Below are 21,158 nucleotides of genomic sequence, written 5' to 3' on the forward strand. Positions count from 1 at the left end.
GTTGTGAATATTAACTAAAATATAAAAAAATGAGGAAGCGTTGCTTAATAATTATTTGTTTATGCCTTTGTGCTATAACAACCTATGCACAAAAGAAGTTTTCTGTATACGCAGTAGGTTTTTATAACCAAGAAAACCTATTTGATTATACACACGATGAGGGCAAAAATGATTACGATTTCACCCCTAACGGTAGTTATCATTGGAACGAAATGAAATACACACATAAGCTAGCCAACATGTCGCAAGTTCTTGCAGAAATGGGTACTGATGTGCTACCAAACGTAGGGTGTGCCTTTATAGGACTAGCAGAATGTGAAAATGAGCACGTAGTGAAAGACCTTGTAGCCCAACCTGCTTTGGCACAACGCAACTATCAATATGTACACATAGAAGGTCCAGACAAACGTGGTATCGATTGTGCTTTTATTTACCAGCCAAAGTTCTTTACTGTACGCAATACCAAGCTTGTACCCTACGTTTACGATTTACCAAAGGACAGCACCCGCGCTACCAGAGGTTTCCTTACTGTTAGCGGAACAATGGCAAACGAGCATGTTACCGTAATCGTATGCCACTTGCCAAGTCGTGGTGCAGGCTCTTACTATCGTGAGCTAGGTGCTAAGCAGGTAAAAGTTTTGAAAGACTCGCTGCTTCAAGAAGATCCTAACTGCAAAATCTTTGTAATGGGCGATATGAACGATGACCCAATGGATGCTTCTATGCACAAAAGTCTATCGGCTAAAGCTGAAATAGCCGAGGTAGGTCCTAACGACATGTACAATCCATGGTATAATATCCTTGCTAAGCAAGGTCATGGCACCTTACAATATCAAGGTAAGTGGAACCTATTCGATCAGATTATCCTCTCTCCTAACCTATTAAATAAGGAGGGAACTAAGGATTATACTACGCTAAAATATTGGAAAAGCCAAATATTCCGTCGCGATTACCTCTTCCAGCAAGAAGGCAAATACAAAGGAAACACAAAGCGTACCACAGCTGGTGGTGTATGGCTTGACGGCTATTCCGATCACCTTCCTGTTGTAACATATCTCGCAAAGGAGCAGAAGTAAGACTAGAAGGATAGGACTAGGACTTGACATAATTTACAAGATTAACAAGACTTTTCTAAAAAGACTAGCGATAAAGATTCTTGTAAATCTTATAAATTATGTCGAAAAAGAGAAACAAAGGATTTTGTAAGTCTTGTCTAAAAAATACTGTACATTATGTCTGAAGTAGAGATAGAAAACCATCCTTTTGAGCCTTGGCTTCCTAAACATGCCAAACTACTTATGCTAGGCACATTTCCGCCTGCGCCCAAACGCTGGTGTATGCCTTGGTATTACCCTAACTATACCAACGATATGTGGCGCATCTTTGGTATTCTCTTTCGCAACGACAAACTAGCGTTTGTAGATGAAGTCAATAAGACCTATCGCCTTGAAGCCATTAAAGAGATGCTGATAGAAGAAGGTGTAGCAATCTTTGATACCGCACAGCGCATACACCGCACCACAGGCACAGCTTCCGATAAAGATTTGAAAATCATAGAACCTGCCGATCTTGACGGAATGTTGCATGCTTTACCAAAATGTAAAGCCGTTATAACTGCAGGTAGGCTTGCCACCGACATCTTCACACGCCACTATGGCATCGATGCTAAGCACTTAAAGATGGGAGAATATACTACTTTCGAGTTTGAAGGGCGCAAGATAAGACTATACAGAGAACCGAGTAGCAGTCGTGCCTACCCTATGAAAGTAGAGAAAAAGGCGGAGTATTATGCACAAATGTTTGAGGAATTAAGCGTTGAATAAATAGCTTTTTTCTCTCTCTCCCTTTCGTACGCACTCCACTTTTCAAAGTGTCCCACATATTTATAAGATAGAAAAATCGTAACACTCTTTTTCAAATTTCAACCAATTCGTTTATGGAAAAAACAACCATTATAGGAATAGCAGGCGGAACAGGCTCTGGAAAGAGTACTGTAGTACGTAAGATAGTAGAAGCATTACCACCCGATTATGTCGCTGTAGTGCCACTCGACTCATATTACAATGACACTACAGACCTCACCGATGAGGAACGTAAAGCGATCAACTTCGATCATCCTGATGCCTTCGATTGGAAACTTCTCATCAAGCATATCAACGAATTGCGCAATGGGCATGCCTGCGAACAGCCCACATACAGCTACTTGCTTAGCAATCGTTTGCCCGAAACCATACACGTAGAGCCTAAACCCGTTATCATCGTAGAAGGTATTATGACCCTAAGTAATAAGAAGCTCCGTGATATGATGGATCTGAAGGTATTTGTAGATTGCGACCCTGACGAGCGTCTTATCCGTAATATTGAGCGCGATACTATTGATCGTGGTCGCACGGTGTCAATGGTTGTCGATCGCTATCTTAAGGTTCTCAAACCTATGCACGAACAGTTTATCGAACCTACCAAGCGTTATGCTAACCTCATTATCCCACAGGGTGGTGAAAACGTTAAGGGAATAGCCATTCTCTGTAAATATATCGAAGGACTTACACCCTCTATATAAGAAAAGAAGAAAGATACTAACACATTCTATAATAATACATACAAAAAGGAGGTGTACGCACAGTACATCTCCTTTTTGTATGTATTATTATACGTTTTACGAACAACTTCATAACAATTAGAAAAAAAATGATGTTAATAACATCGAAAATAATACTATTATCAAACACAATTTACTAATTTAGCAGCCTATTACCGTTTTTATAACTAATAAATATTAATATGAGAAAAATTTTGAGTTACCTACTTTTCATTAGTTGCATATTAATGACAAGTTGCAGTGAAGACAACACACCAGTGCAACCCACGCTTGCACTTGCTGTTGGCGAAGTATTCCCAACCACAGCTACCGTAAATGTAACGACCACCAACACTAGCGAAGCAGCCTACCTCTGCCTACCCGCAGAAGATGCACCACCTACCAATTATGATGTGTGGCAAAAAGGAAAAGCCTTTAATCCTACCCAAATGCCAAAAATTTCGCTGTCCAATCTAAAGGTAAACAAAACCTATCGCATATATGTTGTGGTTCGTAACAGTGTGTATGCCGATATGCAAAACGTAGAATTTACTACAAAGACACAATACAACATAGAGTCGAATATGACCTATGCTAATGTTACCTATTATGGCGATGCTATGACCGATGGTAACGGCTATTATATGCTTTATCTAGGAACCGATATTGTAACCGATAAAGGTTTGCCTACAAAGGTTAACCAAGACGTGATGCACCTCTATCTAGCCTCAAAACCAAGTATAGACGGAGATGCTATTAGCCTAGCAAGTGGCACCTATACCTTAACAGAAGGCAAGGGTATATATACTGTTTATAGCCCAAGTAGCTTGTTCCAACATAGTACGGGAACAACTGCCGACGGAAAGCTAGAGGGGTATGGTGTGCGCTTTATTTCTACAATCGTGAAAGTAGAAAAAGACAATGAGGGCATTTACACCATTGAAGTAAGCGCACAAAGTGAATACGACCCTGCTCAATATATCCATGCTACATACAAAGGCAAACTTACCTACACAGACCAAGATCCTTCTCACTACAACGCACTACGCCAAGATTTTGAAGTGAAACCTACAAAGATGACAGGAAGATTTATGCCTTACAATTCTGATTTTAGTATTTATTATCTTACACTATTCAATGTTCCAGTAGATGCAAACGGATTCACTAATGGTGCTGGCGATTTGTTAAATCTCCTCCTTATTGCTAATCCTAACACCACAATGGATCTTAATAACCTAAAGAGAGAGTTTACCATAATAAGTGGAGAAAGCAGTGTAACCGACTATAAGCCAGGAAGATCTGTTGGCGGAATATATTCTAGCAACTATGGTATATGGTTACCTAATGGATCGTATTATGCACATTATGATGAAACAGGAGAAAACATAGATATTATAGGTCTATTAAATAGTGGCACGATAACTATTTCTGCTGATTCAGATAACCCTACCAACTTACACATTGTTGTTAATGCCACAACAAAGAAAGGATATAAGATTACACTCGACTATACTTGCCCTGATAACACTATCATTGATTCGACATCATCCAGTAGCAGCACTTCGGCAAAGGTTTTCTATTTCCAGGGAGACCAAATCAAGCCTATCTTTGGCGAACTACCTGCTTTTCAACTTTTTACAAAATAGTCTCACTCCTTAAAAATAAGAAAATATGAACTTTAAAAATATTATTTGGGCAATGCCCATCGCTGCTCTTTTCCTGCTTGGCAGCTGCAATGATAATGAGATAGAGCAAACATCACAACTAAACGTTGATAATAGTGAAATAAAAGCTCCACTAGAGGGTACTGTTGTAAAACTAGCCATCGAAGCAAATGTGAAATGGACACTGCGCACCAATCACAGTTGGCTTACCACCTCGGTAACACAGGGTGAAGGATCTGATGTAGTAACCGTAACAATTCCTGAAAATCTGTATCGCGGCAACAGAACCGACTCTATCCAAATAGCATCGGTAGATGGTACAGCTGTTAAGATTATCAAGGTGGAGCAAGCCACAACGACCAAACTTACCGAAGATTATCATTACAAACTGCCAGTAGTGTTTCAGATAATCTACTCTGACTCTACAAAAAACCTAGAAGATATGAGCCAAAGCTATCTCACTACAGTATTAGGCAGGGTAAACGAAATCTATGAAAAGTCGGGAGCTAACGTTGAGTTTGTACTGGCTACCGAAACTCCAAATGGAAAGAAGATGGATATTGCGGGTATCAATCGCACAAAATTGTCTATCAAAAGCATAAACACCGATGCTTTTATGGGCTATACTAAGGATGCTCCAGCAGAATATAAGAATATTCTTTGGGACCAAGACAGATATATCAATATTTGTCTTTTCGACTTTGCCGATGAAGACGTAGCAGGAATTTCGTGTTTCCCCTACACTATAGCCCCTGATACGCTAATAGGTCTTACAAAATTAAACCACTGGGTAAAGCCTAATGAACTAATACTTCCTTACTGTGTTGCACTAAACACTGCTTACTTGAAAGACTTTCCACAAACACTCACAAGAAGTAGCAACTTTGCAGAAAGCATTGCACACGAATTAGGTCATTATTTTGGACTTCGCCATGTCTTTGGAGAGGGAAAAACATCGGATGATGCTACTAAGGATACCGACTACTGTACCGATACTCCTACCTATCATCGCAAAAACTATGTAATCAATGTATCAAACTATATTAGAAAACATCCAAATCTTACAGATGCCGATCTTCCTTTCCTCCTCAAAAGAGTTGTCCCAAACACTAAGCCAAAACAAACTTTCGAGTCTACCAATGTAATGGACTATTACTTCACACGCCAGAATGAGTTTACTCCAGAGCAAGTAGCACGTATCCGTTATGTCTTACTCAACTGCCCATACGTTCCGGGTCCAAAATACTCTACAGTAAAGACACGTGCTACAAACGGCACACCAAACACAAAGGCACAGCTACGTCCACAAATTCAGATTGATCGTAGAGACTTGTAAAAACTAAACACAGCAAACTAATAGCATTTTTAGCTAAAACTTTAAAAGGTCTACCTAGTGGCGTACTACGCTTTCTATAAGCAACGCGAGTACAGTTCTAGGTAGACCTTTTCTAACCCTCCTAAAAATAATACACTAAAAAACTTATATCTACTATTTTAGACTAGTATTGCTTTTACCTGACGATATTGAGAGAGCAAATACCATAACTGGAACAACATAAAGACAGAACGATAGTGAGCCGATATTGCATATATTTTTCAAACCACCAAAATATGCGTTACCACATCTCTACAGGTAGCAAGCAATTAAAAATCAAACATTTTACAAGTCCAAAACAAAAGGTTACTTTTTACGTCGTAAAACATAACCTTTTACTCGGTAAAAGGTTATGTTTTGCAAGGCAAAAGATAACATTTTGTAAGTGCCTGATATACAAATCATTACAAAGGCAAAAAATGTACTATACTTTCTTGGGGCCACTAAGCACTTTTTTGCAACTTCAGCTAAAGTACTAGGCACTTTCTATTTATAAAACTTTGGGCAACGTAAAGAAAAAGTATTATTTATATCGTTATATAATGTTTTCTTAGTAGTTTGTGGGCCATTGCATAAAAGTGTGTAAATACGCATTTTTGTGTAGTAACAATGTTTGTTACGCGTTTAGAAAGATCTTCAGTTAAATTCTTTTAAAGACAGCGTTAAATATTCCCTGTTTTTTTGTTAATTATTGGGTAATTAGTATATTTGCATGCAACAAAATTTTTACTTACTATGTCTTCATTTGTTGCAGAAAAGATTATTATGGACGGATTGACCTATGATGATGTCCTATTAATCCCCGCTTATTCAGAAGTGCTTCCTAAGGAAGTACAGTTAAAAACCAAGTTTTCTCGTAATATCGAACTGAATGTTCCCTTCGTAACAGCAGCTATGGACACTGTTACAGAAAGTGCTATGGCTATTGCTATTGCACGCGAAGGAGGCATCGGTGTTATTCACAAGAATATGTCGATAGAGGAACAAGCACGCCAAGTGGCAATCGTAAAACGAGCGGAGAATGGTATGATTTATGATCCTGTTACTATTCGTCGTGGTAGTACAGTAAGAGATGCTTTGGCAATGATGGCAGAATATCACATTGGAGGTATTCCTGTGGTAGATGATGACAACCATTTGGTGGGTATTGTTACCAATCGCGACTTACGTTTTGAACGTCGTTTGGATAAGAGTATTGATGAGGTGATGACTAGTGAGAACCTTGTTACAACTCATCAAAAGACCAACTTGGCTGAAGCTGCCGATATTTTGCAGGAAAATAAGATAGAGAAGCTCCCCGTAGTAGATAATAATAATCATCTTGTGGGCTTGATCACCTATAAAGATATTACCAAAGCTAAGGATAAACCTATGGCTTGCAAGGACGAGAAAGGTAGGTTGCGTGTGGCTGCTGGTGTAGGCGTTACGGTTGACACAATGGAACGTGCGCAAGCGTTGGTCGATGCTGGTGTCGATGCCATTGTTATAGATACTGCTCATGGACATTCTCAAGGCGTTATTGGTAAGCTTCGCGATGTAAAGACCGCCTTCCCTAATCTTGATGTAGTAGTAGGAAATATAGCCACTGGCGATGCTGCTAAGTTCTTAATAGAGAATGGTGCCGATGCTGTTAAGGTGGGTATAGGACCAGGTTCTATATGTACTACACGCGTGGTTGCTGGTGTGGGTGTGCCACAGTTGAGTGCCATCTATGATGTATATTCAGCTTTGAAAAACACCGATGTGCCATTGATCGCTGATGGAGGTTTGCGCTATTCTGGTGATGTTGTCAAGGCATTGGCGGCAGGTGGTAGTTCGGTTATGATTGGATCATTGGTAGCAGGTACGGAAGAAAGTCCCGGCGATACCATAATCTTCAATGGTCGTAAGTTTAAGAGCTATCGTGGTATGGGATCTTTGGAAGCAATGGAGCAGAAGAATGGTTCACGCGATCGTTATTTTCAAGGCGATGTTAATGATGTGAAGAAACTTGTACCAGAGGGTATTGCGGGTAGAGTGCCTTACAAAGGCACAGTGCAAGAAGTGGTTTATCAGCTCGTTGGTGGACTTCGTTCGGGTATGGGTTACTGCGGTTCGGCATCTATAGAGAAACTTCACGAAGCTAAGTTTACACGCATTACCAATGCTGGTGTGCTAGAGAGCCACCCTCATGATATTTCCATTACCAGTGAGGCTCCAAACTACTCTCGCCACGAATAATAAGATTAATAAAATTAAAAAATAAGTTATATCCCTCTCTTCTATGTGAAAATTAGGAGAGAGGGATCGTTGTTTTTTGTGAGTTATGGTATTTTATCCTTATCTTTGTACTCTGATATTAAGTACGTATGAAAATAAAGATGTTACTCCTTCTCTCAATGATAGGATTGCAAGCTATAGCTCAAACAGATTCTATTGTTATGACGATTAACGGCAAAGCTGTTACGCGTTCGGAGTTTGAGTATGCTTATCAAAAAAATAATAAGAATGGTCGGCATATTAAAATAGCCAACTTTGCTAAACAATATGCACTTTATAAGCAGAAAGTAGCAGCCGCCGAAGAGGCACGGCTAGACAAGACTGCTTCATTTAATGAGCAAGTAGAATCTTTGCTTTCTCCAACTGTTGCGCCTGTTTCCATACCTACTGTTAGCACCCCCTCGGCTAGTCTTGAGCAAGATGCTCGCCGTTTGTATAACGAGGAGCGGAGAGAGGTGGAAGGCAACGGTGGCTTAGTGAGTTATGGCGAGATATTGATCCGCATAAACCAGCATGCTACAGCGTATGAAGAAGACAAGGCACGTGTGTTAGCCGACTCGGTTTATCGTGCGCTACAAGGTGGTGCCGACTTTGCAACGCTTGCCAAGAAGTATTCACAAACCAAAGGAGGACGCGTGTTTGCAGTAGTGGGAAGAAATGAAGTTTTAGAGGAAGTGGAGAAAGCTCTCTTCTCTATGCAGGCAGGCGAGCTGCGTGCTCCAGTGACTTCTCCTTTTGGCTTTCATATATTAAAGGTGTATGCTCGTGAGCAATATCCAGCTTATGAGGTGGTGCGTCCACGATTGATCAAACAGCTAGAAATGGCAAACTTGCGCCAGCAGATTATCCGTCAGCAGCAAGGTCAGTCTGTGAATACTGTCGTTTTAGCACCTAGTTTAGATACAAAAGGAGCAACGGCTGTTGATGAAAACCTAAAACGAGAGGTATGCGATGGATTATTAGTAACTGCTATTACCCATCAAAAATTGGGAATTTTAGCTAATAACAGGTCAGAACTCGAACGCTATTTTCGTAAACATAGGAAAGAATATCGAGGGGTTTTGAAAGGCAAAAGCGATGTGCCAAAATCGGTTGATGAGGTACTTCCGCTCGTGGAAAACGATTATCAGCAGTCGCTCGAAAAAGGTTGGGAAAAAGAATTAAAAAGAAAATATAAAGTAGTTGTCAATAAGAAAGTGTTGTCGGCTATCAATCATAAGTAAGTTATTTAAAATAGATGAAGATAAATAAAGCAAAGACAGGTATGTTGCTTTTTGGGGCAGCACTATCCGTAATGGGCATTCAGGCTGGCGCTTTCAGCGCAAAGAAGAGTCCTTTATCGTTGAGCGATACCACCAAAGTGGATACTGCTAAGCAAGTAGCAGACACTTATGTTAGTGGTAAAAACACTATTGATGAAGTTATTTGGGTGGTAGGCGATGAACCTATCCTGCTATCGGAAGTAGAGATCACCAAGTTGCAGGGTGAAGCAGAGGGAATGAAATGGGATGGCGATCCTGAATATCTTGTGCCAGAGCAAATAGCTGTTCAGAAACTTTTCCTTCATCAGGCAGCTTTGGATAGTATCAGTGTTTCCGAAAGCGAGATTGCTCAAGGTGTAGAACAACAGATAAACTATTGGATCTCATTGCCACAGATAGGATCTAAAGAGAAGTTAGAGGAATATCAGCGTAAGAGTGTTGCACAAATTCGTCAGGATTTGCACGACGATTACAAGAACAGACAGCTTGTTCAGAAGATGCAAGAGCAGTTGGTTTCCGACTTAAAAGTATCGCCTGCTGAAGTGAGAGCGTATTTTAAGAAATTGCCTGCCGATAGTATTCCTACTATTCCAACCCGTGTAGAGGTGGAAATATTAACCCAAACTCCTAAAATAGAGAAAGAAGAAGTAAGCAGAATAAAAAACCAATTACGCGATTATACCGATCGTGTGAACAAGGGAGAAACTTCTTTTGAAACATTGGCACGCCTTTATTCTGAAGATCCTGGGTCGGCTCGACAAGGTGGTGAGCTAGGATTCATTGGTCGTGCAGCACTTGATCCTGCTTTTGCTGGTGCCGCTTTCAACCTTACAGATCCAAAGAAACTATCTAAGATCGTAGAGAGCGAGTTTGGTTATCACATCATTCAGCTCATTGATAAGCGGGGTGATAAGATTAATGTGCGCCATATCTTGTTAAAACCAAAGGTTTCGCAAGCTTCTATTGATGCTGCAAAAGCACGTCTCGACTCTATTGGAAATGATATTCGTGCAAAGAAGTTTACCTTTGAAGCGGCAGCGGCTTACGTTTCAGATGATAAAGACACGAAGAATAGTCAGGGCTTGATGGTTAACTCTACAGCAAGTTCGCGTACCTCACGCTTCCGCATGCAAGACCTTCCTACAGAGGTAGCACGTGTGGTCGACACGATGAAAGTAGATGAAATCTCTGCACCGTTCACTATGGCTAATGCTCGGGGCAAGGTGGTTTGTGCTATTGTAAAGCTAAAATCGCGTACACCAGAGCATCGCGCATCTATTACAGAAGATTTCCAAGAGATGAAAGATATTGTGTTAGCAGAGCGACGTAAGGAAGTTATTCACGATTGGGTGGTGAAAAAAATAAAAGATACTTATGTGAGAATGTTGCCTAAATATAGAAATGGCAAGTATCAATATGAAGGTTGGGTTAGATGATTTTAAATCGTTTATATAAAGCAATAATTGGGCATAGAATTATTATAATGATGGTTCTATGCCTTTTTGGGACTTGTGTGGCTGGGCGGTTACATGCACAAACAAAAGATAAGTCGAAGGGAGCTAAGGTTTATTTGGATCGTGCTGATATTTTACGTCATCATCAGAACGATTTACCCGATGTACAGGTGGCAAAAGGTAACGTTATGATGCGTTATAAAGGTTCTACGCTTCGATGTGATAGTGCTTATTTAAATAATGTGCAAAATAGCTTCTCTGCATTTGGAAACGTTCATATAACGCGTCCAGATGGCGTGATAATGGATAGTCAGCGTGCTTATTACGAAGGGTATAGTCAGATGATGCGGGCACGTGGTGCTGTGGTGTTACGTGCGCCCGGACGATCTCTTCGTTGTGATAGTTTGGACTATAATATGACCTCAAAGGTTGCCAACTATTTTGGTGGGCGTGGCACTTTAGTATATGGTAATACCACGATAATAGCCGATCAGGGCGATTATAATACAGAGACGAAAGATGCCAACTTTTCTGGTAATGTAGTGATGCGCACCCCAAAATATAAAATCAACACCCCTACAGCTCAGGGTAATATGGAAACAGGTGAGTTGCATGTTATGGGACCATCCGTTATTCGTACAGCAAAAGGTGAGGTGGTGCATACCAATGACGGTACTTATAATAGTAAGTCGGACGATATGACACTTAACGGTCGCTCTACAATTACTTCTCCTCAACGCGATGTGGAAGGCGACTATATTACTTATAATAGTAGTACGGGCGATGCTACGGGACATGGAAAGGTGAAGATTGTAGATAAGGTGAACAAGCGCATCATAACAGGTGAGGATGTTATCTATAATGCAAAAACTGGCTATAGCGAAGGTCAGGGTAATGTGAAAGTTATAGATAATCGAGAGCAACGTACTATAACAGGCGATGCTGTGATATACAATTCCAAGACAGGACATAGCGAAGGACATGGAAATGTGAAGATTGTTGATGATAAAAAACAACGTGTCATCACGGGGCGCGACCTTATTTATAACGATAAGACACATGAAGGTGAGGGACGAGGCAATGTTTATTTCATTGATCATAAGGCAAAACATGCTTTTAAAGGCGATTATGTACACTATACCGACTCTGCTGCCATTGCTTTTGGAGGTACTCCTGGTGCAGAGGCAATGGATTTTTCACAGAGCAAGGATACGCTTCATGTACATGCCGACACCATCAGCATGAAAGGTTTTAATATGAATACTCCACAGATGTATCGAAAGATATATGGCGTGAATAATGTTCGTGCTTATCGCACAGATATTCAGGCTGTGTGTGGTTTCTTAGTTTCAAATACGAAAGACTCTACGATAACGCTCTATGATTATCCTATTGTGTGGAACGGTTCACGACAGTTGGTGGGCGACTCTATTCGTGCTTATATGAACGACTCTACAGTGAGAGAAGCTTATGTCTTTGGAAATGCCTTTTCCATAGAGCAGTTGCACGATAAAGTTCATTATAACCAATTGTCCTCAAAAACGATGCATGCCTTCTTTACCGATGGCAAAGTGCGTCGTGTAGATGCAATAGATAATGTGCTTGCAATTTACTATTACACGGAAAAGAATGACACTACACTTATGGGACACAACTATACTGAGACTGATACGTTGCGTATGTTTATGGATAAACGACGACAATTGGAGAAAATATGGTTGTCAAAGTCGACAGGCACCTTGAGCCCGATGACACAAATCCCCCCTGAACGACTGAAACTTCCTCATTTTGAATGGTTTGAGGAGGTACGTCCTAAGGATAAAAAGGATATTTTTCGTAGAGCCGAGCGTAAGTCGGCTACCACTGTGCGCAATGCCCAAGTGGCTCCACCTCCTATGCAGCGCATAGAAGGAGGAAAATAGGTAAGGAGAAAAATGGATGGCTTTGTTTTTCAATCAAAAACCTCGCAGCTTTCATCATGAATACATTTACGTAGATGAACGTAAAGAATTTCTTGAAAAGTTGAAGGTTAAACATAATAAGAAAAAAACTAGACTTGATACGAATACCGCAAGTCCTGATAAGGACTTGCCTAGCTTTGAGTCGTCAAATAGTTATCAAGAGGAGATGGCTGAACGTGTAAGAGAGAATTTTCGCACGGGTAATCATCACCTAAAGTCCACCTATTTTCTTCGTATAATGCCTATGGGTATGATGGCTTTGTTACTCATCGTATTGTTACTGTCTATTTATTTTTGTTTTTCATAGAGTTTTTTGCATGAGCGATATAATACAATTATTACCCGATAGTGTTGCTAATCAGATAGCAGCAGGTGAAGTTATTCAGCGTCCCGCTTCTGTTATTAAAGAGTTGATAGAGAACTCTGTTGACGCTGGAGCTACAATTATCAAAGTACTAGTAGTTGATGCTGGACGAACATCTATACAAGTTGTAGATAATGGTAAGGGTATGTCAGAAATTGATGCTCGTCTCTCCTTTGAACGCCATGCCACCTCTAAGATTCGTAAAGCTGATGATCTTTTCTCGCTTCATACAATGGGGTTTCGTGGAGAGGCACTCGCTTCTATTGCAGCTGTGGCTCAAGTAGAGTTGAAAACACGCATAGAGGGCGATGAGTTAGGTTGCCACTTGTCTATTTCTGGTGGTAGTTTTGTGGGACAAGAGCCTTGTCAGTGTGCAGTAGGGAGCAATTTCTTAATAGAAAATTTGTTCTTTAACGTACCTGCCAGAAGAAAGTTTTTGAAGTCGAATACTACCGAACTCAATAATATCATCACTGCCTTTCAACGCATAGCTCTAGTATATCCTTCGATTACTTTTACCTTGCACAGCAATGATACAGAGATGTTCAACCTCCACGCATGTAGCTTTAAACAGCGCATTGTGGAGATCTTCGGTAAGCGTTTAAGCCATGAACTATTGCCAGTAGAGGTGGAAACAACGCTCTGCAATATTCATGGTTTCGTCGGAAAGCCAGAGTCGTCCAAAAAAAAGGGGGCGCACCAATATCTTTTTGTGAACGATCGCTATATGAAACATCCTTATTTTCATAAAGCTATTATGTCGGCGTATGAACGATTGATACCACAAGGCGAACAAGTTTCGTATTTTATCTATTTTAATGTGCCAGCCGAGGATATTGATGTAAATATCCATCCCACAAAGACAGAGATAAAATTTGAGAACGAACAAGCTATTTGGCAGATCCTAATGGCGGCTGTTCGCGATGCTATAGGTAAGTTCCACGATGTGTCTGCGATAGACTTTGATACAGAAGGGCGTCCCGATATTCCAGTTTTCGATCCTGAAAATGAGGCTTCTGCGCCAAAAATGGACTTTAATCCTAACTTCAATCCCTTTAAAGAAAGTAGCTTCTTGGAGGGAGGAAGCCAATCTTCTAATACGACTTTTGCAGCAACTCAAGGAAAAACCTCTAGTAAAAGTTATACTTCTAGGGCTGATTTTTCTAAAGTAAGTTCTGATAATTGGGAGGAACTTTATGCAGGTTCATTGTTAGCGAATGATAAAAACGAAGAAGGGGAAGCGTGTCTTTTGCCTAGTTTAGGTTTTAAGCATGAAGATGAAGGGGTGCTTATTGCTTCTAAAATGTCGGACGAAGCGGCAGCTATTATTGAAGAAAAATCGCCTTCGCACTATCAATATAAGGGACGATATATTATGACTGCTGTAAAATCGGGTTTGATGATAATCGACCAACATCGTGCCCACGTGCGCATATTGTATGAGCAATATCTCAAGCAGTTTGCCGAACACAAAGGACATACGCAAAAGATGTTGTTTCCTGAGGTGGTACATCTCACGGCAACTGAACTCACAGTGCTAGAGAAAATATCAATCGAAATGCAAGAAATAGGTTTTCAACTCGATGATCTTGGTGGTGGAAGCTTTGCTATTAATGGTGTGCCTGCAGGACTAGAAGGCTTGAATATTATTAATCTTGTGCAAGAAATGATCAGTACTGCACACGAAAAAGGGGTAAGTGTAAAAGAAGATATTAATAAATCGTTGGCCACAAGCTTGGCACACAATGCAGCTATTCCTGCAGGTCAAGTGCTTAGCAATCAGGAGATGGAAGCCCTTGTTAACGATCTCTTTGCTTGTGAAAATGTAAACTATACGCCCTCTGGTAAAGTAATTATAGCCGTATTAAAGCAGCAGGATATAGAAAGTAGGTTTTAGAAAAGAATAAAGGAAAGTTGCAAGTTCCAAAACGAAGTGCAATAAAAGAGTAGCCCTCACCGAGAGATGCAGACGTTCTCGAAGCGTAGCGAGAGGTTGTCTGCATCTCTCGGTGAGGAAAAAGAAACAACCAGCAATACAAATAAAAAAAAGGAGACCTCTGTCTCCCAAAGATTAACTAACTTTGTATTGTTTATGTATCATCAATTAATCTCGGAGCAAAGGTCGCAAATTTTCGCCTTACTCCAAAAGAAAACAGGGAGAAAAGAGATTGCCGCAATCGTCGGCATCAGCCAGTCAACACTTTCGCGTGAAATCAAACGCAACAGTACGTCATCGGGAAAGTATATTTGGACAAAGGCACACGATATGGCTATGCAGCGCAGAAAGAGAACGGTAAAGAACGCCAGGCTCTCCGATGAATTAGTCTGGAGGATTAAGGAATATATCACTAATGATCAGTGGTCTCCACGACAAATATCAGGTTATCTGCGCAAGAGTGAGGGGATAAAGGTATCCCACCAATCCATTTATAATATCATCCATAATGATACAACAGGGGAACTTGCCAAACACACAAGACATAAGATGAAATACAGGCATCGTCCCAAGGGCAGACATCTTCCAATTAAAGATAGGTTGAGTATCCATGAAAGAAGTAAGGAAGTTGACGGGAAGAGATTCGGAGATTTTGAGATGGACTTAATCGTAGACCCTGACCAGCATGCCATACTCACACTGGTGGAGAAATCCACCAATATGCTACTTATGCAGAAACTGCCATTTGGAAAGCAGTCAAAGCCTCTGGCAAAGGTAGTTAGGAAACTACTGCTACCATACAAAGACAGTCTGAAGACCATTACAACAGACAACGGACCTGAATTTGCAGCACATAAGGACATTACCAAGTTCTTAGGCGTACCCGTGTACTTCGCTGATCCATATTGCTCATGGCAAAAGGGAGCTATTGAGAATACAAATAAACTAATCAGACAATATATACCGAAAAAGGATTCGTTTGAACATTACACAGACAAGAGAATAATGTCGATACAAAAGAAATTGAACGAAAGACCGAGAGAAAAATTAAACTTTTCTACACCAAAGTGTGAATTCTTCAAATACGTTTTATAATTTTGCACTTGCTAGTTGACTCTACGAGTTGCATTATTACTTCGAAGAAGCCAACTTTTTTAATTAAAAATTTGGTAATATCATCTTTTCTCCCTATCTTTGCACTCGCTTTTCAGATGTTTCGGGCGTTTAGCTCAGTTGGTTTAGAGCATCTGCCTTACAAGCAGAGGGTCGGCGGTTCGAATCCGTCAACGCCCACTTCAAAAGAAAGTCAAAAGCTGTAATATCTGAAAAGTTCCCTTTCGGGCGTTTAGCTCAGTTGGTTTAGAGCATCTGCCTTACAAGCAGAGGGTCGGCGGTTCGAATCCGTCAACGCCCACATAAGACGAGTCTTGCAACATTGTTGCTAGGCTTTTTTTGTTTTATTCATTAAAAGTAAATGTTAAATGGCACATGGACACGACGTTCTCCATATGATGGAGGGCAATCAATATGAAAGTAAGGAACAGTTGGTTAAGGCTGTTGAAGAAAAGTTTGGCACGGACGAGCGTTTTCATACTTGCTCTGCAGAAGGTATGACTGCTGCTGAAATTGTAGATTTTCTTGCAAAGAAGGGTAAGTTCTTGTTTGCTAATGATCATGCTTTCACAGTAGATACTACTAAGATCTGCAATCATTAAGCACTTCTGTTGTTAGTGTTTAAGATACACTATCAATGATATTCCTACAGCATATAAATTGAGATTATCTCTTTTTATATGCTGTTTTTTATTATCTCTATCTGTTTTTTTGCTATTTTGTCTTTCTTTTATTTTAGCTATTGTTACATTTTAGTGAAGAATGGCTGTTTTAATGTTAAAATAGCAGAACTAAAATGTATATATGTGATACTTTGTTTTTTTTGGCTGCAAAAATATTAAAAAAAACAAACATGAAAAAGTTTTAGGTATTAATAATTTGAGTAATTTTGATATGTATTATATATTTGCACCCTAAACTAGTAACTAGAGATTTTTACCCTAACAAGTGAACATAAAAAAGGGGCTTTCTCTATAAAGTTATAAGGTGATGTTGGTCTTACGATAGTATGCCTTAAATGAAAGGATAAAGAGTTGCTTACCTCTAGTCGTATACTCGCTATAACTCGGTTGTTTGTTTAATCGAAGTAATTATATCCTTTTCAGTAATAAATATATGGCAGTAATGATGAACTACTGAAGTAGTATTCCGAACTCTCTAGATATTTTTAAATACAATATAATTATCTAAATTATTATGAATTATGAAAAAAACAATCATTCCTCTAATGTCAGCAGCGATGCTATTAGGAATAAGTAGCTGTTCAAATGTTGACGAACCTGCAATGATCCAGCAACAAGAAGGGCGAATTACAGATCCTCAAGCTATTAAGGATTACCTTTCTCGTTTAGTAAAGCCCGGAGAAGGCGGCCCTGCCACTCGTGCAGCTATAGGAAGTCCTACAGAAGGATTAAGCACAGAGCAGATACCGGGTGTAGAAAACGGAGTACCAGGTTATTGGGTTATAAACAAAAAACATTACAAGGCTTCCCACGCATGGGACGAAACAATCGTATTAGACCCTAAGGCTGAAATCTTATACCCAGGATGTGTGCTTAGAGGTAAGTCTATTGAAGATGGAACCTATGCTCCAATTACAGATGCCGAAGTGGGTGAGATTACTTTCTCTATTAGTCAGGTGCTAGAGAAAGGCGAAGATCCTACGGCTATTCGTCATACACTTTTTAACCCTCGTATGAGCGATTATCGTACAGTCTTTAATGAGTGGGCGCGTCTCAATTTTAAGAAAGGTGCGGTTACATCTATGCAAAGTCTTGAGACTGTTACCTCGGAGAAAGAAGCTATGGCCAAGCTTGGTGCTACTTTCAAGAGCGAACAAGTGGATGTAGGTGCTAATTTAGGTTTTGATTTTAATAGAAACGAAAACCATATTTTGGCAAAATTTATCCAAAAACAATACACGGTTACTACTGATTTCCCACGCACTCCTACGATTTTTACTGCGGTTAATCCATATATCCTTGAAAATTATCAACCTGTTTATGTAAGTAATATTACGTATGGTCGTATGGTGTTGATGACTATTGATACTAAGCACAGTGTTGATGAAGTAAGAGCAGCACTCAACTTTGCCGTGAAAGCCATTGACTTGAATATTGAGTTAGAGCAGCAATATCGTAAAGTGCTTGATGATAGTAAAGTACATGTTACTATTATCGGTGGCAATCATACATCTCAGGCAATGCCTTTGATAGATGGTTTAGTAGGCTTTAAGGAGTTTATGAAGGTAGATCCTCAAGTACAAGATCTTACCCCTATTAGCTTCTCACTTCGTTATGCTGCTGATAACGCTATCTGTAAGGTTATGAACAATAATGAATATGATGTAGTCTCTAAGACTTTTGTTCCAGAATTTAAAGAGATGCGTATCGAAATAGCATTGTCTGGACTAAAAGGTACAGAGGGCAATCGTCTTCGCGAAGTTGGTAAGGAATTTGAAATGTATGGTACAGCATGGGCATCATACAATGGAAATAAGCTTAACGACATCTTTAATATAGGTCGTCATAACTATTATAATGTTGCAAAAGGAACTAACTTTACAGCCATAGATGGTCAGAGAGCAGAGGTTATTATTAAGAAGCCTGCTAGTGAAAACTTTGCCGATTTTATGAATAGCCGTGTCCGCATTTATACACATATGCGCGATTATGATGCTCGTATTATAGCTAAGAATGATAAAGACTATAGCGAAACTTATCAAGAGTATTCTATCTCTGATCTTCTTGCTAAGTATAAAGGTGGTGAGCCACACTTCGTTGTTTCTAGCTATGGAAGAGGAGTAAAGGTAGATACACAGTTTACTATTAGTAATATATATTTTAAATAATTGTCCTATGTGTAATTAAAAATATAAGATTATGTATAATTTAAGATCTTTTTTAAGAAGCTGTCTTGCGGTATTGCTAGGCTTATTTTTCTTTGCTTCTTGTGCTGATGATGTGCATCAAAGCACATCAGAACCTAAATCGGACCTGTATATTACTTCTGATGAAGCAATAGAAATAGCGAAGAAGTTTGTAGAAAACAATGGAGAACAAAGCACAGTAACACGTGCAGCTGCAGGAGGACAATTTAAAGTAGTGTATACCGATCTTCCTGGACAGACACGTGCCTCTGCTACTCAGCACCCATCCTATTATGTTGTAAACCTAGATTCTACTAGCTTTGTAGTCGTATCAGGGTCGAAAGTTACAACCCCTGTTTTGGGTTTCTCCTTTAATACCGCTTTTACGCCACAAGCCATTCCTGATGGGGTTGGCTTTATGTTGGGCGATTTGGCTAATCAAGTGAAGTATTATAACAAAACTTTAAAGCCAACATCGGCAACAGAGCAAATGCGCGAAAAGGATTTGCAGCCGATAGCTGTAACACGTGCTAGTGGTGGTGCGCAGATAGAACCTATCTTGGGTGACATTCATTGGAATCAGCAACCTTACTACAATACGTATTGCCCAAGAAACTGTCCTGTAGGTTGTGTTGCTACTGCTACAGCACAGATTATGCGCCATTATAAGTATCCAAAGAGTGGTCAAGGAAAGCATGGATACAACTCGTATTATGGATACCTATCGTTTGACTATAATTATCAAATTAATTGGGATAATATGCCAGAGGGTAGATTGACTTATTATAATGATGATGTTGCAAAATTCTGCTATGGAGTTGCTGTGGCACTAGATATGGGCTTCTCGCCTAATGGTAGCGGTACGTGGCAGTATTATGTTCCTAATGTATTGAAGAAGTATTACAAATATCCTTCAAATGTTACTAATGCCAATCGAGACAACTATACGGCAGCACAGTGGGAAGCTTTAGTTTTACGTGAGCTACGTGCAGGACGTCCAGTTCAGTATTGCGGTGGTGGCACAGGAGGAGCACACTCTTTTGTTTGTGATGGCTATTGGGGCAGCAGTTATTTCCATTTTAATTGGGGTTGGGGAGGTATGTCCGACAACTATTTTAGGCTTAATGCTCTTAATCCTGGTTCGCTTGGAACAGGCGGAGGAACAGGTGGTGGATTTAATTGGAACCAATCTATCGTCATCAACTTTGCTCCTCCAGGAGGCGTTACTCCAGAGCCTACCCCTGACCCCGCGCCTACTCCCGCACCCGGAGGGTATGAAAAAGCATGGGGCGAAAGTGGGCATACCACTTATATCAAGAATATATCGCTTGGAAGTCAGAGCCGCACATCAGGCAGTAGCAGCCAAGGCTATACTTATAACGGAACTAATCCTTTCAAAGTATATGCTGGCGAAAAGTATTTGCTATCCTTAACACCTGGATTTACCAATGGCATATATGCAGAATATTGGACTGCTTACATTGATTATAACTGTAACCGAAAGTTTGATGATGGCGAGTTAGTAGCTTATGGTAGAACAACCAGCACTAGCCCTTACCAGCAATATATTACTATTCCTACTACCGCTTGTACCAATAAGTCGCGTCTTCGCGTTTGTATGAGTTGGGAAGGCTATGCGGCTGCAACAGGAAAGTTTGGGTATGGTGAAGTAGAGGATTACGATATTTATGTAGTTGAGAAGCAAAATCCAACTCCTACACCAACCCCACAACCTACTCCTAACCCTAATCCAAAGCCTACTCCTAACCCTACCCCAACCCCAACACCTACAGATTATTGCAAGAGTGGATCTATCTATCCACAAGAGGCATATATTCGTAGTGTTCAATTAGGTAGTATGGTAAACTTAACAGGTGCTTCTTCTTACACCAATTATTATAACCGTAAGGTGGCTTCTGGTTATGCTGGTTATAGCTTTCGTTATACACTGAGTGGCGTTGATAATTCATGTGAGGATTTGTATTGGAGAATATGGATTGATGCCAATAATGATAAAGAATTTGACAACTCAGAACTTGTTTTTGAAAAAGTCGATAAGATGTCTATTTATGGCTACTTTAAGCTTCCAAGCAACTTAACCCGACGTAAATATTATCGCGTTCGTGTATCGATGAAAAAGGGAGGATATGCCGATCCTTGTGAACGCTTCAACTATGGTGAAGTAGAAGATTACAGTCTATATATTTATTAAAATAGCTGGGATAGAATAATGATAATATAAGTCCTGTATAGCGATTTTTGCGCTATACAGGGCTTATTTTGTTGCGAAAAAACTTAACATAGAAAAGAAAGATAACCTTTT

The 21,158-nt window shown here is 40.0% G+C and carries 15 protein-coding genes and 2 tRNA genes; all 17 read left to right on the top strand.

What is annotated here, in order from left to right; all coding sequences use genetic code 11:
• Nucleotides 1-29 precede the first annotated feature (29 nt).
• The 17 genes from PREBIDRAFT_RS03860 to PREBIDRAFT_RS03940 all read left to right on the top strand — a co-directional run bounded on the left by PREBIDRAFT_RS03860 (nucleotide 30) and on the right by PREBIDRAFT_RS03940 (nucleotide 21,047).
• Nucleotides 30-1,076 carry an endonuclease/exonuclease/phosphatase family protein gene (locus PREBIDRAFT_RS03860; RefSeq protein ID WP_004337737.1) on the top strand — a complete coding sequence of 349 codons (1,047 nt, stop codon included), beginning with the start codon at nucleotides 30-32 and terminating at the stop codon, nucleotides 1,074-1,076.
• A gap of 156 nt (nucleotides 1,077-1,232) precedes the next feature.
• Complete coding sequence (locus PREBIDRAFT_RS03865) at nucleotides 1,233-1,823, top strand: uracil-DNA glycosylase family protein (RefSeq protein ID WP_004337738.1); 591 nt, start codon at nucleotides 1,233-1,235, stop codon at nucleotides 1,821-1,823.
• Between the two features lie 113 nt (nucleotides 1,824-1,936).
• On the top strand, nucleotides 1,937-2,560 hold the full coding sequence (udk, locus tag PREBIDRAFT_RS03870) for a uridine kinase (RefSeq protein ID WP_004337739.1): 624 nt from the start codon (nucleotides 1,937-1,939) through the stop codon (nucleotides 2,558-2,560).
• Nucleotides 2,561-2,826: 266 nt separating this feature from the next.
• On the top strand, nucleotides 2,827-4,224 hold the full coding sequence (locus tag PREBIDRAFT_RS03875) for a hypothetical protein (protein WP_004337740.1): 1,398 nt from the start codon (nucleotides 2,827-2,829) through the stop codon (nucleotides 4,222-4,224).
• Between the two features lie 25 nt (nucleotides 4,225-4,249).
• Nucleotides 4,250-5,578 (top strand): zinc-dependent metalloproteinase lipoprotein, encoded by a 1,329-nt coding sequence (locus tag PREBIDRAFT_RS03880; protein WP_004337741.1) that lies wholly within the window; start codon nucleotides 4,250-4,252, stop codon nucleotides 5,576-5,578.
• Nucleotides 5,579-6,352: 774 nt separating this feature from the next.
• The gene (gene guaB, locus PREBIDRAFT_RS03885) at nucleotides 6,353-7,837 is read left to right on the top strand and encodes an IMP dehydrogenase (RefSeq protein ID WP_004337742.1); all 1,485 of its coding nucleotides are present in this window, start codon (nucleotides 6,353-6,355) and stop codon (nucleotides 7,835-7,837) included.
• Between the two features lie 128 nt (nucleotides 7,838-7,965).
• Nucleotides 7,966-9,099 (top strand): peptidylprolyl isomerase, encoded by a 1,134-nt coding sequence (locus PREBIDRAFT_RS03890; protein WP_004337744.1) that lies wholly within the window; start codon nucleotides 7,966-7,968, stop codon nucleotides 9,097-9,099.
• 14 nt (nucleotides 9,100-9,113) lie between these two features.
• Nucleotides 9,114-10,574, top strand: a complete 1,461-nt coding sequence (locus PREBIDRAFT_RS03895; RefSeq protein WP_004337745.1) for a peptidylprolyl isomerase — start codon at nucleotides 9,114-9,116, stop codon at nucleotides 10,572-10,574.
• A gap of 50 nt (nucleotides 10,575-10,624) precedes the next feature.
• Entirely contained in the window at nucleotides 10,625-12,514 is a 1,890-nt protein-coding gene (locus PREBIDRAFT_RS03900) for an OstA-like protein (RefSeq protein ID WP_050772592.1), read from the top strand.
• A gap of 16 nt (nucleotides 12,515-12,530) precedes the next feature.
• Nucleotides 12,531-12,860 carry a hypothetical protein gene (locus PREBIDRAFT_RS03905; protein ID WP_004337747.1) on the top strand — a complete coding sequence of 110 codons (330 nt, stop codon included), beginning with the start codon at nucleotides 12,531-12,533 and terminating at the stop codon, nucleotides 12,858-12,860.
• Nucleotides 12,861-12,870: 10 nt separating this feature from the next.
• A complete protein-coding gene (gene mutL, locus PREBIDRAFT_RS03910) occupies nucleotides 12,871-14,814 on the top strand; it encodes a DNA mismatch repair endonuclease MutL (protein ID WP_004339277.1) in 1,944 nt (647 codons plus the stop codon).
• A gap of 195 nt (nucleotides 14,815-15,009) precedes the next feature.
• Nucleotides 15,010-15,948 (top strand): IS30 family transposase, encoded by a 939-nt coding sequence (locus PREBIDRAFT_RS03915; RefSeq protein ID WP_036875421.1) that lies wholly within the window; start codon nucleotides 15,010-15,012, stop codon nucleotides 15,946-15,948.
• A gap of 123 nt (nucleotides 15,949-16,071) precedes the next feature.
• Nucleotides 16,072-16,146: transfer RNA gene (locus PREBIDRAFT_RS03920), tRNA-Val, on the top strand.
• 46 nt (nucleotides 16,147-16,192) lie between these two features.
• Nucleotides 16,193-16,267 (top strand) — tRNA-Val (locus PREBIDRAFT_RS03925).
• A 67-nt stretch (nucleotides 16,268-16,334) separates the two neighbouring features.
• Nucleotides 16,335-16,568 carry a YecH family metal-binding protein gene (locus PREBIDRAFT_RS03930; protein ID WP_004338631.1) on the top strand — a complete coding sequence of 78 codons (234 nt, stop codon included), beginning with the start codon at nucleotides 16,335-16,337 and terminating at the stop codon, nucleotides 16,566-16,568.
• Nucleotides 16,569-17,170: 602 nt separating this feature from the next.
• Nucleotides 17,171-18,817, top strand: a complete 1,647-nt coding sequence (locus tag PREBIDRAFT_RS03935; RefSeq protein WP_004339279.1) for a thiol-activated cytolysin family protein — start codon at nucleotides 17,171-17,173, stop codon at nucleotides 18,815-18,817.
• A gap of 31 nt (nucleotides 18,818-18,848) precedes the next feature.
• Nucleotides 18,849-21,047, top strand: a complete 2,199-nt coding sequence (locus tag PREBIDRAFT_RS03940) for a C10 family peptidase (protein WP_004339281.1) — start codon at nucleotides 18,849-18,851, stop codon at nucleotides 21,045-21,047.
• Nucleotides 21,048-21,158: the final 111 nt, after the last annotated feature.

The sequence above is a fragment of the Prevotella bivia DSM 20514 genome, assembly GCF_000262545.1.
Classification (GTDB): Bacteria; Bacteroidota; Bacteroidia; order Bacteroidales; family Bacteroidaceae; genus Prevotella; species Prevotella bivia.